At 39.3% G+C, this 14,120-nt stretch carries 9 protein-coding genes; 5 read left to right on the top strand and 4 right to left on the bottom strand.

What is annotated here, in order from left to right; all coding sequences use genetic code 11:
• Positions 1-2: 2 nt before the first annotated feature.
• Together GXP67_RS00525 and GXP67_RS00520 are read right to left on the bottom strand one after the other, a co-directional pair.
• Positions 3-1,172, bottom strand: a complete 1,170-nt coding sequence (locus tag GXP67_RS00525; protein WP_162441350.1) for an HlyD family secretion protein — start codon at positions 1,170-1,172, stop codon at positions 3-5.
• A gap of 294 nt (positions 1,173-1,466) precedes the next feature.
• The gene (locus tag GXP67_RS00520; protein ID WP_162441349.1) at positions 1,467-1,604 is read right to left on the bottom strand and encodes a class IIb bacteriocin, lactobin A/cerein 7B family; all 138 of its coding nucleotides are present in this window, start codon (positions 1,602-1,604) and stop codon (positions 1,467-1,469) included.
• 694 nt (positions 1,605-2,298) lie between these two features.
• On the opposite strand from GXP67_RS00520, the gene GXP67_RS00515 reads away from it, so the two are divergent.
• From GXP67_RS00515 to GXP67_RS00505, 3 genes are all read left to right on the top strand, one after another.
• Positions 2,299-3,543 carry an ABC transporter permease gene (locus tag GXP67_RS00515; RefSeq protein WP_162441348.1) on the top strand — a complete coding sequence of 415 codons (1,245 nt, stop codon included), beginning with the start codon at positions 2,299-2,301 and terminating at the stop codon, positions 3,541-3,543.
• A 75-nt stretch (positions 3,544-3,618) separates the two neighbouring features.
• A complete protein-coding gene (locus tag GXP67_RS00510; protein ID WP_162441347.1) occupies positions 3,619-4,758 on the top strand; it encodes an ABC transporter permease in 1,140 nt (379 codons plus the stop codon).
• Positions 4,759-4,985: 227 nt separating this feature from the next.
• Entirely contained in the window at positions 4,986-5,138 is a 153-nt protein-coding gene (locus tag GXP67_RS00505) for a hypothetical protein (RefSeq protein ID WP_162441346.1), read from the top strand.
• A gap of 229 nt (positions 5,139-5,367) precedes the next feature.
• On the opposite strand, the gene GXP67_RS00500 is transcribed toward GXP67_RS00505, so the two are convergent.
• Positions 5,368-9,387 carry a PA14 domain-containing protein gene (locus tag GXP67_RS00500; protein ID WP_162441345.1) on the bottom strand — a complete coding sequence of 1,340 codons (4,020 nt, stop codon included), beginning with the start codon at positions 9,385-9,387 and terminating at the stop codon, positions 5,368-5,370.
• 560 nt (positions 9,388-9,947) lie between these two features.
• A complete protein-coding gene (locus GXP67_RS00495) occupies positions 9,948-10,247 on the bottom strand; it encodes a hypothetical protein (protein WP_162441344.1) in 300 nt (99 codons plus the stop codon).
• A 1,067-nt stretch (positions 10,248-11,314) separates the two neighbouring features.
• On the opposite strand from GXP67_RS00495, the gene GXP67_RS00490 reads away from it, so the two are divergent.
• Together GXP67_RS00490 and GXP67_RS00485 are read left to right on the top strand one after the other, a co-directional pair.
• Positions 11,315-12,814 (top strand): mandelate racemase/muconate lactonizing enzyme family protein, encoded by a 1,500-nt coding sequence (locus GXP67_RS00490; RefSeq protein WP_162441343.1) that lies wholly within the window; start codon positions 11,315-11,317, stop codon positions 12,812-12,814.
• A 315-nt stretch (positions 12,815-13,129) separates the two neighbouring features.
• On the top strand, positions 13,130-13,891 hold the full coding sequence (locus GXP67_RS00485; protein ID WP_162441342.1) for a manganese catalase family protein: 762 nt from the start codon (positions 13,130-13,132) through the stop codon (positions 13,889-13,891).
• The last annotated feature ends 229 nt before the right edge of the window (positions 13,892-14,120 follow it).

The raw sequence follows: 14,120 nt of genomic DNA, 5'->3' as shown, positions 1-14,120 counted from the left end.
ATTTAGGATTGGGAAGCAACGAGTGGATTGATCCAGTCATTGGCCTGATCAAAAATAAGCTGGTATAAGCTTCTTTCGGTAAGAATATATCTGGCCCGTACCGTCATGCCTTTTTTTAATTTTCCCTGATAGCCATTTTTCAACTGGAGGAAATCTTTATCCAGTTTACATTTTATTTTAAACACCGGCTGATCGTTAATCATTTCTATATCGGAGGCTACCTGCATTACTTTTCCCGACACCAATCCCCATTCATTATAATTAAAGGCATCTACCTGAAAATAGACCTTCATATCTTGTTTGATAAAACCTATATCTTTGGGAGGAATGTAGCATTCTACTAGTATATCAGAATCTGGTGAAACGATTCCAAGCACCTGGTTACTGTGAATAGTACTTCCAGGGGAAATACCATAAAATTGCTGCAAAGTGCCTGCAACAGGTGATTTAATGGTACAAAGTTCTTTTTCTTTCAGGAGTTGTTTTTCTTCTGCTTGTAGTTCTGAAAGCAGTCGGGTATTAGCAGTTAGGTCCGATTGCCACCCGCTCAGCTGTCCCTGAATGGCCGACAGATAATAAGCAAGCGCATTCTCATATTCAAACACTTTGTTTTCGTATTCCCGCTGGGCGATCACTTTCTCGTCATATAGTTTTTTATCAATAAGTAATTCCTTTGCTTTTCTGTTTTTAGTCTGACTGCTCTCCGAAAGGCGGTAGAGGAACTGGTTATATTGCTGGCGGTACAGGGCAGAAGAAATCCCTTTTACCTGAAAGATGGAGGCGGTATCTATCCTTACTAGTTTTTGCAAATCCTGGATATAGGTCTGTTTTTCGAGTTGTAGTTCCCCATTGAGTTTGAGTTTGCTATCCAGGGTTTCTGATCCAACCATTAACAAAGGCTGTCCTTGAGCAATGTTCTGATTATCTTTTACAAATACCTCTTGTACCTTACCGGATAATAAAGATTTTACCTCATTTTTCTCAGCCGTTGGCCGGATAATTCCCGGACTTTGCATAGACACATCTACTGTAATAAAAGGCAGGGCAACAATAATACAAAGGATGGAAAGTAAAATAGAGGAATAAATGATCTGGCTTCTGGTAGAAATTTCGGCGATATAGGTTTCAGCACTATTCTCAATAATCTGAGGAGGATAAATTTGATTCTGCATATTCAAGAAAGCAACTCAACTGTTTTTGAAATTTCTGTTATCTAAAAGAGTTATGAGAGGATAGGTAGCTACAGACAACAATCGCTCTTTATAAATATCTTTTAAATTGACATATGTTTGGAAAAATTAGGATGCGTATGGTTTGTTAAACTAAGAAGGAGGTAGAAAATCTGCCTCCTTGATGTATAAATTTGTATTTTTTGTTTAAAAAAAAGTAAGGAGCGTTTTCTCTCCTTACTTCATGTATCAATAAACAAATGGCTACGCTAAAGGTGGCATTTGGCAGTTTAAAAATTAGTTTAATGCAATGTATCCCCACAAGCAAGCATCAAATGCAGCTAATGCGATGATTAATGGGATCAATCCACCTTCGATTTCTTGCAATTCATTAGAATTTAATTCTACTAAGCCAATTTGATTTAAATTTTCCATTGTGTGTAAAAAAATTAAGATTGAAAAATATTGAATAAACCATTCAAAATACCTTTCGTGCGCACGTTACTGATATTGTTGAATTTTGCTTTTTATGGAGGCAATGCTGGAAAGTAAACCCCTGTTGGTAAATATTTTTTTCTGAAAATAAAAAGCTATGATTATGTTTTAGAACATATGTCTAGGTTAAGAATTATTCCCCTTTCTTGAAACTCCTTATCATGAACTCATAGGAAAAGTATTAAGCTTACCAATGTTTCTTCCCTATGCCTAATAATATTAACTTTTGTTATTATCATTTCACTCTTACAAACATGAAAGCTTTGGTTCTATGACTACTAAGCCCTTTTTATTCCCTTGTATTAGCAACTTACTTAAAATTTGAATTAAAGGGTAGATATATATCCTGTTTATGATCTGGCCTATAAATGGAGATACTGTTACAGGATTCTATGTTTAAAACAAAGATGTCTTTCTCCTCTTCTTTCTATTCTTGTAATGACAAGGGTAGATAAGGTATGAGATTGTGCCAAAATGAAACAAGTAACTGTTTCACTATGAATCAGTGAAATGCTGAAAAAGACTGATGAAATTTTGTAAATGCCTGATAAATTGAATAGTATACAACTGGCATCATTATAGATTACTTTACAGACAATAACTTGACAGGTATTATTTTTCAATCTTTCTCCTCATGCTTGTAAACTATCTTATCATAGCCTATCGTAATCTGCTTCGTCACAAAGTTTTCTCGGCTATTACCATTTCGGGCCTTGCCATTAGTATGTCGGCTTTCCTGCTGATATGGCAATATGTCTATTTCGAAAAAAGCTACGATTCTTTTCATGAACAAGGCCAGTACCTCTACCGTATCGACCGGATAACGGAGAAGAACGGAGAAAAACTAAATGAAGGCAACCAGACAGCCCTTGCTCATGGACCCGCTTTGAAAGAGGATCTATCCGAAGTGGCAGACTTTTGCCGTTTGCACCCTGCTTATGGAGAAACCATTGTTTCGTATGAAAACCACAACTACAAAGAACATAATCTGTATTATGTAGATGCTTCTTTCCTGCAAATGTTCACTTTTCCCTTACTAAAAGGAGATAAGAATGCCGTACTCGGTGAACATAACAGTCTAATTATATCCGAATCAACTGCAAAAAAATATTTTAGGGAACAAGACCCTATTGGCAAAACCCTAACGATTCATGATTTAGGCGGTAAACACCTGTATATGGTAAAAGGCATATTCGCCGATGTACCGGCTAATACTGCTCTGACGGAAGATGTGCATGATAAGAAGAATATAAAATTCGACTTTCTGTTGTCCAATCACGAAATTACGCAGTTAAACTTTTACAGGAATGACCCCTGGGAGTGGACCAATTTTATCACCTTTGTACACTTACACCCTTGGGCAGACCCGGCTACTGTGCAAACCAAGCTCAACTTGTTGGGTAAAAAATATACCTCTAAAGGTATGGCAAAGGCAGGGCTTGAGGTGAAAAACTTTCTAAAACCGGTGCTGCAGATTCATACACATGCGCATATCAACCTGGTCACCGGAGTAAGTACATTATCAGAAACAGGCAAAACAATTGTGTATCTGTCAATTATTGCCCTATTTATTTTAGGTATCGGTTATATCAATTATATTAATCTGTCAACTGCAAGGGCAATGGAGAGAGCCAAAGAAGTAGGTATCCGCAAAGTAGTAGGAGCCAGCCGTATGCAGTTAATTAAGCAGTTTTTGCTGGATGCCATCCTTATCAGTGCAATTGCTTTTGTAGTGGCCATTACAACGGTACAACTGGCCTTGCCCTATTATAAGCGTTTTACCGGTAAAGCCATTCCGTCCATCTGGCAGTATGGACCGGAATTTTGGGGAATGTTAGCAATGGTATTTATTCTGGGTGCCATACTCTCTGGTGTATAACCGGCTTTAAGCTTATCGTCTTTCCAACCGATTGCCGTCCTGAAAGGCAAGTTTACTGGTGCCTCCAAAGGGGCTATGTTGCGCAAAGGTTTGGTTGTGTTTCAGTTTTCCATCTCTATTCTGCTCATTGGTGGAACGCTAGCGGCCTACCACCAGATTAGTTATATGCGCAGTACTGACTTAGGGGTAAATATTTCCCAGACCCTAGTGATTCAAGCGCCCATTATAGCCGGAGATTACCAAACTTATAGGAGTAAATGGGAAGTATTTAAGAATGAACTGCAGACCAACAAAGGAATTAAAAGTGTAACTGCTTCTAATACTGTACCTGGTAAAGACTTCGACTGGAACCAGGAAGGCATACACCGAAAGGGGGCTAACCAAGAAAGTGCTGTTATCTACAGTATGGTAGAAATAGATGCTGACTATGTGCCTGCCTATGAACTTCAACTGGTAGCCGGCAAAAACTTTGAAAAGCCCAATGGAGGAGGCGTGTTATTAAATGAAACAGCTGCCCGTAACCTGGGTTTTGCTAGTGCAGAAGAAGCCATAGGTAAGCGGATTGTGATTCCTATTCTGGGCCAAACCCAGGAAGTAAGAGGTGTATTAAAGGATTATCATCAGAAATCTCTGCAATATAAACACGACCCAATTATTTATGCCTTCCGGCCTGCCACCAAGCGATTTTATTCCCTGAAAGTAGATACCCACAACCTTAGCCAGACCCTGGCACAAATTGAAGACAGCTGGAAGCGAATATTTCCGGGAAACCCGTTAGAGTCGTTTTTTCTGGATGACTCATTCGATGAACAATATAAAGCTGATAGGCAGTTTGGCTATCTGATTACTTTCTTTTCAGCATTAGCTATACTTGTGGCCTGTATGGGATTATTCGGTTTGATCTCTTTTACAGTTATCGGGCGTACGAAAGAAATTGGCGTACGAAAAGTACTTGGTGCTTCAGTAAGCAGTATCTTCCTGATTCTATCAAAAGATTTTTTAAAGTTAATTGTAATAGCATCTGTTGTAGCCTGGCCACTTGCTTACTGGAGTATAAGCCGCTGGTTGCAGAATTATGAATACCACATTGAAGTGAAACTCTGGCTGCTGGTGCTGCCCAGTGTATTGGTAATAGTTATTGCTATGCTCACCATTAGTTTCCAGACTTTAAAAGCAGCGAAGACTAATCCGGTAAAAGCCTTGAAGTATGAATAGTCCCGATAAAAGATTACCCAATAGCACAGGGGCTTATCCTAATACAGGGTATAGGTTGACAGAAATGCACATGCGATATTCCCTGAAACTTGTGCAAAAAGGAGACAAATCTACTGAAGGAAAAAGTTAAAGAGAAGCTCTTTTCATATTAATGAGTTGGTTACCTGAAAGGGGGAGTTAAATTAACTCTACTTATTACCTTATAAAGTAAGAGCGAATTAAGTTCTATGGACTTATTAGTATTTGCTGCTCTGGTAGTTAGTATAGATATAATCATAGTGGGTGTTATAGTTGTACGTGCAAGTTTGTGGCTAGATGAGTGGATAATAAAGAAAGAAGATGCCTATCTGTATGGAAAGTTGAGAAAAGAAAAGGAATAATGGAAGTAGCCTCTATGAGGGCTCTTTTACTTTACATTATTCCATATTCAGTTATTAAAAATCCTATTTTTCATAGCCATAGCTGATAAGATTATCTACACTTACACAATCGCTGTAACTTCCATTCGCATATGAAGACTATGGTGGAGAAAACCGCTCTTTTTCACAGCAAAGCCGGAAGAATAAAGGTTTCCTACCGGCTTTGCTAGAAATGATAAAGGGTAAGGGCTTATTGTTTGACTACCTTCAATACCTGCGTTGCCCCATTTTCTCTAGCAACTTTGACAATATACACACCCTGTTTCAGGTAAGCCAAGTCAAGCGTTGTTTCTGCACTGGTTACTTGAGTAGAGATTTGATAGACTGTTCTGCCTAAGTTATCTACTACACTGATGTAAAGCTTACCTGCTTGCTGGGTAACAAAGGTTAGCTTGCTTTCAAAGGGATTGGGATACAGACTTACTCTAGAAGGAAGGCTTTCCTCCACACTTATTCTGGCCATGCTACTAGAAGGAGAGGCGAGGAAAGGCGAAAGGAAGGTGCCTGCAATCACTGAAATAGTGGTTTGATTAGGCAATTGCCATCCTACAGAAATGTTATCATTACCGGTGTTTTCCTTATGCAAGGCTTCAATGTAATACTTTCTGCCGGCTACTAAAGCAATTACTACTGACTGCTGAGAAGCATATTTATCCCACTGCCGCAGAGCAGTATAAGCACTCACCAAAGCAATCTTTGTTTTCTTTGAAGGATCTTCATCTGTGGAAAGCCATAACTCAGCTTTATCATCCCCGGATATGTAGAAGCGGTAATTTCCGCTCACCTGTGGGTGCAGATAGCCTCTGAACCTCTGTCCATAGTTTTCCCCCTGATTGGTAGCTCTCTCAAAGATAGTGACTTCATCAATGGTAGTGGCATCTGTGGTAAGGGGAATATTGCTGATCTGATACCCTGTCACATTAGCCCAGAACTCTCTAGAGATCTTGCCTGTTAGTTGAACAAGGTAAGGGGAAAGATAGCTGCCTGCAATCACTGCGATGGTAGTTTGATTCGGTGTTTGCCAGCCGACGGCTACTTTATCATCACCTATTCCTTCTTTATGCAAAGCTTCGATGTAATATTTTTTACCTGCCACTAAAGAAATGGCTACTGATTTCTGAGAAGCATATTTACTCCACTCTTTTACGGCTGTAGAGTAAGGCACAGAGGCAATCAATGTTTTCTTAGAAGGGTCCTCATCTGATGAGATATAGAGTTCACATTTATCATCCCCTGCAATGTAGAAGGTGTAGCTGCCGCTAGCAGGCACACACAAGTAGCCTCTGATTCTTTCTCCGTAATTGTTGCCGGTATTAGCAGAAGTTTCAAAGGAAGTGAGTTGGGAAGTAGAAGCAGGAGCTGTATTAACCGGAATGGCACTCACCGAATTGCCTGTTACATTTAACCACTTTTCCTGCAAGATACTGCCAGTGGCACTGCAAGTGATAGGCTCGGGGCTATTGCCCACTGTTTTCAATAACCAATAATCATAACTACCCCTGCTTAGCTGTGTTTTATCTCCACTGATGAGTGAATTAGAAGTTCCACTCAGCAAATATCCTTTATCTACTGTTTGTAGCAGTGATTTTAATTTATCATCCCCTGATCCTCCAAAGGTTTTATCCCAGAGTTTATTTCCATTTGCATCTAATTTAACAAGCCAGTAATCCGCTCCTGCACTATTTTCTGTTTTGTCCCCACTCATAGGCGAATAAGAGGTTCCTGATAGCAAATAGTCATTATCTGAAAGTTGCAGTACCTGCGAAAGTTCATCGCTGCTTGAACCTCCAATGGTTTTATTCCATTGCTTTACACCATTGCCTGTTAATTTTACAACAAAATAATCTCGGCCGCCTTTGCTGTTTTCCATTTTACCGGGCCCTGCATTTGAACTCGAATAACCAGCCACCAGATAGCCTCCATCCTGTGTTTGAATGGCACTAGTAACTACATTTTCTCCATCTGCATTTCCTGCTGAACCGCTCCATTGCACATTGCCATTGCTATCGACTTTATAATAAACAAAATACTGTTCAACTAAAGGCGTAAAATACGATACGGCTACCAGATAGCCTCCGTCAGCAGAAGCCACAACAGCGCCAAATTTTTCGTCATCGTAGGTTCCAATGGTTTTATCCCAGAGTTTTACGCCAGAACTGTTGATTTTCACCAGCCATGTATCGTAGAAATCCGGATATGATCCTCCACTATTCCAGGATTTACTATTCTGTGACTTATCTCCACCTTGGTTAGAATTAGATATGCCTGCAAGCAGGTAATTGCCATCACTAAGTTGCAAAATAGATTTCAATTCATCAGTAGCTGTACCTCCAAAGCGTTTGTCCCAGAGTTTGTTCCCGGAAGCATCTGTTTTCACAATCCAGTAATCCATGCCTCCCCTAGTTGGTTCCGATTTATCTCCACCCTGACCAGCGTTGGTATAACCTCCCAGTAGATAACCTCCATCCCAAGTTTGGATAGCAGCTGTAAGCGCATCACTATTGGAGGTGCCAAAGGTCTTATCCCAGAGTTTGTTGCCGGAGGCATCAGTTTTTACTATCCAGTAATCTGCATTCCCTTTACTCGCCTGGGATTTATCTCCGGAAACTCCTGAGTAAGAATATCCTGCTAGTAAGTAGCCGTTATCAGAGGTAGCAATCGTGATGCTCAGCTCATCTTCTATATTACCACCAAAGGTTTTATCCCATAGTTTGTTAAGCGCCTGGTGAGTAGAAGTTTCAACAGGAACTGTTCCTGCAGTAGTACCATCACTTTTCCATAATTTTATACCTGCACCATTAGCAGCTGTAAAATAAAGTACGCCATTGAAGTTTGTAAAATTAGCAAGTGTTGCAAGTGATTCTCCAAAAGTATCTTTTATTTTAACAGTTCCTGCGGTGGTGCCATCACTTTTCCAAAGTATATGGCCACCTGATTCACTTCTGGTTACAAAATACAAGGTGTTATTTACATTGATTAAATAAAAAAGCTGTAAATAATAAGGGTTGTCACTTGCTGAACCTGGAAAAGGGTCTTTTACTAATGTGGTACCTGTTTCTGTTCCATCACTTTTCCAAAGCGCATGACCATACGTATCCGTATACGCAGCAAAATACAAGGTGCCATTTACATTAACTAAAGAAGAGGGGGCTGAACCCTGAGTGCCAGGATATATATCTTTTACTAACCTGGTACCAGCGGCTGTTCCATCACTTTTCCATAATTCATAGCCAGTTGTGGTAGGAGAAGAAGTTGACCTAAAGTAGAGATTGTTACCAATGGCCACATTTTCTTCTATCTCGAATCCCAGACCCAGATCTTTAATCAGACTTGTACCTGCTTGGGTACCAGTGGTTTTCCATAATTGAATTTGACCTGAGTTATTAACTTTGAAATACAAGATTCCATTCACCGGAGAGAGTAATTGTGGAGAATAGGCTTGTTTAATAAGAATAGTGCTTTGTGGATCACCCTCAGTTTTATATATACCCATGTCAGATACAGCGGTGTTTTCCACAGTGAAGAATAATGTATTCCCAACAGTTCTAAAATCCTGAGCTTTGGGCTCATCGTAATATCTGGGTTCGACAGCTACATTCATCACTTTAAAGGTACCTGCGGCTGTACCATCCGTACGCCAGAGTTCATAATTGCGTATGGCATTGTTTGCTGTAAAGTATAATAGGTTATTTGTACCTGTCAGCCCAATAGAAGCACGAAAGGTAACTATATCGCTATCATAATCATACTCTGAAAGGGGCAGTTGTAACGGCACATCTTTTACCTTTACTGTTCCGGCAGGAGTGCCATCACTTTTCCATAATTCATAGCCAGTTTCCTGTTCATTAGCTGAAAAATATAGGTTGCTGCCAACAGCCGTTAACTGACTTGCAGCAACTGTTTTTACAAGTGTAGGGCCACCAGCGATAGCATCAATTTTCCATAAACCAGCTTGTCCACTGGCATTGTTAGCGGTAAAAAACAGATTGCTGCCTGCTTTAGTAAGGTTAGAATAATTATTAGTGGGTAGGATTTGTGCTTGAGCCGTTACAACAAACATACTCAAAAAAGACAGATAAAGCAGGTATCCTAAGTTGGCCGTAGGCCAATCGCCTGCTTTTACATTGGTTTTAATCCCAATAGTTTTGAAAAAAGCATAACTGGCATTTCTGGCCTGTAGCAGCCAGGAGTAAAATAAATGTTGAATCATACAAATGGGTTTTGAATAGAGGTTAAACTATAAGTGATGTAGCTAAAATACTGTGCGAGGAGATCGCTTAAATTTATAAAAACCCAATGCAGAAATTACATAAAGAGAAGTACGACTTTTCTAAGTAAGAAATAAGAAATTTTACAACTATATAGGTAAATCAGATATTTTATAATACAATAATCTTGCCTGAAATTACATAAAAGCAAAAAATAGTACATGAATAAGAAGCTATAAAATGAGCTTCCTGACCTTTAAGCAAATAAGCAGAGTCGTCAAAAATAAGCTCGATTTTTTATGTGTTTACAACAAAGCATGGAGATACTAGATCCTCCGGGCTTTGCTTTGAATAGAGCATTTTTCTCCAAAATGGTCTACATGTGTTAAAGTGAATTCCCCTTGTAAAAGTGGAAAGTGGGAAATGGAGTTACCATGAAAATGTCGGGAAGAACCAGTGTAGCCTTAAAACGCATCTAAAATTTGAAGTTACCCCAAAGGGGAGTATTTGTTACCTTGAATCTAGCATCTAATTCTAATAATCGAGCAGAGTAATAAAAGCACTACTCTTTATCTTCAAGATAGAACTTGACAGAAATAAAAATCTCATTTCTACTAAAAACCCATTTTTGAGGGGTTTTATAGATATAAGCTGCATCCAAGGCACTTACCTCTTTTATTGCTGTATCGATTAACTCCATATACAAATCATTCTGTTTGTTTTTAAACAGATTGTAAATGGTTTCTCCCTCTATAATGCGAATAATAATGCCTATCCATTGATCATGCTCTCGATAGTCATACCTATGCATTTGACAGGCAATATGTAAATGAAGGCTGTTGGCTGAATATCTTTCTTCCATTTATTCACAGGTTTAATGGTATAACTAGCTTACTATCATATAGGATTAGTTGCAAGCTCCATAGCAGCGGCATTTTTGAATGATCTTGTGGCTGTAGATGAACAGGTAATGATAGGATGGCAAGCCTTCAAGTATTGGATGCAAGCATTTTTTGCATCACCTTTTCAATTAAATCTATATTGTACTTTGGTAAATAAATATAATTTTCAAGAAATGAGTTTTACTTGTGCCTGATCCACTTTGTAATTAGTTTGTCAAATCTGAAAAAGTATAATAGCAGCAAAATAACCCCTATACTACCGATAAGAATGAGAATGATAGTGACTGGATCCTGCCACTGCTCTGGTAGTTCTCTTGTCCTGACAGGTGGATAATCTGTAGGTATTTGTCCCTGTAGGCTCCATGAAACAAACAGCAAAAGAAATAAAAATAGTTGTTTCATAAACAGATCCTGTACATAAGGTCGAAAAAAACAATTAGTACTTATTAATCTATCAACGGATCAGATTAGATAGAGTTTACTTTGAGCATAAATCAATTTGTCCGGCTCCCTTCTTTTCGTACAAATTCTGAGCAGAAAAATAGACTAATTAGGTAATATAAAGATGGATTTTAGGAAACAAGCGTATAAACACTGGCTAATTAAAGCTCTGTCTGCTCCTCCGATACAATTGAAAAACTTACAAAATTTTGAGGGTACTTTACTTTAATGAGTCTCCTATCAGTGAAACTAAAGAGGAGATTGACAACATGATCTTTCTTTCAATCAGAAAACATAGGCATAGGTAGTATAGAATCCATCAAAATTATTGGTGTTATCTAAATAAAGAGGTAAGTCTTCCATCATGGCTGAGCATGTATTGAACCTACATTTCATGTGATTTATCTTTACTGTTAAGATTTCTGTGTTTCCAATAAACTTTTAGAATAAGTATCTATGATTAAATTACTGGTTTTAAATAGCAACCCATGCTTTCTTCTAACATTCGAAAGTATATAGTCATAGCCAGCTAGCAGTTGGCAGTAAAGGTATTTTCAATAGTTATCCACCTCATATTTTAGTTACAATGAAAAGTATTTTACAGCAAATTATTGCCCAGAATAAACAACAGGAAAAGGCCGATGCTCTGGCACGCCAGCAGGAAATTATGAATCCTCAAACCAAAGACTCTCGCCGGGACTTTTTGAAAAAAACAACACTTGGCGGCATTACCTTAGGTGGTTTTATGTCGGCCTCTATAGAGGATACCCTTGCCCAGACTACTTCTAAAGTTAAACGGGCTTCTAGTCCTTCGGATCTGAAAATTACCGATATGCGCTATGCCTTAACCAATGTGATGGGAGGCACAGCTATTATCAGGATTGATACAAATCAGGGCATTTATGGGTTGGGAGAAGTAAGAGATGCAGCTGATGTGCGCTATGCTCTTTTTTTGAAAAGCCGTATCCTAGGGGCAAACCCTTGTAATGTAGAACAAATATTTAAGACCATTCGTCAGTTTGGCGGACAAAGCCGGCAAGCCGGAGGTGTATGTGCGGTGGAAATGGCCCTCTGGGATTTATGCGGCAAAGCCTATAATGTGCCTGCCTGGCAATTACTGGGAGGCCGCTACCGGGATAAAGTACGTTTGTATGCGGATACACCCGAAGCCGGTTCTGTTGAGGAGCAAAAAAAACTGATCAACTACCGCATCAATGATCAAGGCTATACCTGGCTTAAAATGGATTTATCTATTGCAGAACTCAAAGGCAAACCCGATACACTCGTGAATGCCAAACCTTGGGAAAACAGTCAAGGCAACTTGGCCCAATGGGGTGATCAAACCAATCCTATGTCCTATGCTAATACCTTGCACCCTTTCACTCAGATACAAATTACCGATAAAGGGCTCGAAGAATTAGCCAGTATTGTAGAAAATACCCGCAAAATGATAGGCTATGAGATTCCCATTTCTACAGATCATTATGGCCACTTTGATATGAATAATGGCATCCGGTTAGGGAAAGCCGTGGAAAAATACCGCTTAGCCTGGCTGGAGGATCTGGTTTCCTGGGAGTTAACCAGCCAATGGAAAACGATCTCTGATGCCTTGGAAACCCCTACTACTACTGGAGAAGATATTTATTTGCTCAAATACTTTAAACCATTGATTGATGCCCGGGCTGTGGATATTATTCACCCGGATCTAGCAAGTTCGGGAGGCCTTTTAGAGACAAAACGCATTGGAGATTATGCCGAAGAAAATGGGATAGCCATGGCCATGCACCAGGCCGGCACACCGGTTTCCTTTATGGCCAATGTGCATTGTGCGGCAGCTACCCAGAATTTTCTGTCCTTAGAACATCATTCGGTGGATATACCCTGGTGGGAAAGTTTAGTAAAAACCACTGATGGCCGCAAAATGATCACAAAAGGATATGCCACCGTGCCGCTTACTGCCCCAGGCTTAGGTATAGAGTTAAATGAAGAGGTGGTTAAACAACATTTGCATCCTAAAGACAAAAGCTTTTTTGCTCCTACTAAAGAATGGGATGAAAGACGTTCTGCGGACCGTATTTTTAGTTAATACTTTAACAAAAAACGAGCGTTTTCAAGAAAGTAGCCCTACTCAATGATCATTGAGTAGGGCTATTCCATTTTAGAACTCCTTTTATTTGATTGCTAAGGATAAACAAAGATTAAAATATGGGTTTTCTGTAGCCGGAGGAATAGTAAAGGGGGTAATTTATTTAACTACACTTACAATGAATATAAATCAGGTAACAGACAAAAAGTAAGAGTGATTGAAGAAATTATATAAAGTTTTCAACTTTCCTGCATCCGACTGCGTAAAGCAGGGTAGATAAATTTGAATTTTTATCCACCTAAACCCACATTCTTTATGTATCATCACATCAAACAACTCATGTACACAGTACGTGTAGACACTCCTGATCCCAGATTTGGAAATATGCTTTTAGAGCAATTTGGCGGAGCAAATGGAGAGTTAGCAGCGGCTATGCAATATTCTATTCAAGGCATCAATTGTGAAGACCCGGGTCTGAAAGATCTGTTAATGGACATTGGCACGGAGGAATTAAGCCATTTGGAAATTATAGGTACCCTGGCACGTATGCATTTGAAACCTACTAAAAAATCAAGGGAAGCAGCAGAAGCCGACCCACTCATTGCGATTGCCGGAGGAGGAGGGGTTAACCTGTATAATTCACAGGGCAGTGCCTGGACAGCTGATTATTTAAAAATCACAGGAGAACCTGATGTAGACTTACGCAGCAATATTGCCGCAGAAGCCAGGGCTAAAATAGTGTATGAAAGGCTGATCAACTTTTGTGATGATGCCGGCAGTAAAGATGCCCTTCAGTTTCTGATGACCAGAGAAATTACCCATTTGAAAGCATTTATGACCGCCCTGGATGTGTTGAGTAAAGATAAATTAGTGATTGGAAAAATTCCACCCACCCCAGGTATTGTAGATCAATTTTACAATGATTCAACAGGGGAAGGGGATAATGGAGCAAAGGATATGCGGGGTCCCTGGAACCAGGGAAAAGATATAGAATTTATAGAAGCGCCTGCAAAAATGGAAGCTCAGGTTACACATTCACAGATCTTGCAGGAGATCAACCGGGCAGCCGGTAGATAAAGCCAACTTACTAGTAATCAATTTCCCATGTGTCAAACTATCAATAATACTTCTTGCTACTTTCGGATTGTTCCAACAAACAAGTAATGTCCGCCTGCCTATGTTTGGGCAGAAATAAATAAAACAGGAAAATTAATAAACTCAAGTTTCACTAAAAGGGTAATTATTTTAATTACCCTTTTATTCTTACTGGTATTACTAATTAACCTCCGGCATTTGTTGTATCATA

The sequence above is a fragment of the Rhodocytophaga rosea genome (genome assembly GCF_010119975.1).
GTDB lineage: Bacteria > Bacteroidota > Bacteroidia > Cytophagales > 172606-1 > Rhodocytophaga > Rhodocytophaga rosea.
The sequence above is the reverse complement of the archived record's forward strand: the minus strand, read 5'-3'. Positions and strand labels throughout refer to the sequence as shown.

Bases quoted from the DNA above. Each gene is read 5' to 3' on its own strand.
- GXP67_RS00525 (WP_162441350.1), bottom strand. From the start codon at position 1,172: ATGCAGAATCAAATTTATCCTCCTCAGATTATTGAGAATAGTGCTGAA.
- GXP67_RS00520 (WP_162441349.1), bottom strand. From the start codon at position 1,604: ATGGAAAATTTAAATCAAATTGGCTTAGTAGAATTAAATTCTAATGAA.
- GXP67_RS00515 (WP_162441348.1), top strand. From the start codon at position 2,299: ATGCTTGTAAACTATCTTATCATAGCCTATCGTAATCTGCTTCGTCAC.
- GXP67_RS00510 (WP_162441347.1), top strand. From the start codon at position 3,619: ATGTTGCGCAAAGGTTTGGTTGTGTTTCAGTTTTCCATCTCTATTCTG.
- GXP67_RS00505 (WP_162441346.1), top strand. From the start codon at position 4,986: ATGGACTTATTAGTATTTGCTGCTCTGGTAGTTAGTATAGATATAATC.
- GXP67_RS00500 (WP_162441345.1), bottom strand. From the start codon at position 9,387: ATGATTCAACATTTATTTTACTCCTGGCTGCTACAGGCCAGAAATGCC.
- GXP67_RS00495 (WP_162441344.1), bottom strand. From the start codon at position 10,247: ATGGAAGAAAGATATTCAGCCAACAGCCTTCATTTACATATTGCCTGT.
- GXP67_RS00490 (WP_162441343.1), top strand. From the start codon at position 11,315: ATGAAAAGTATTTTACAGCAAATTATTGCCCAGAATAAACAACAGGAA.
- GXP67_RS00485 (WP_162441342.1), top strand. From the start codon at position 13,130: ATGTATCATCACATCAAACAACTCATGTACACAGTACGTGTAGACACT.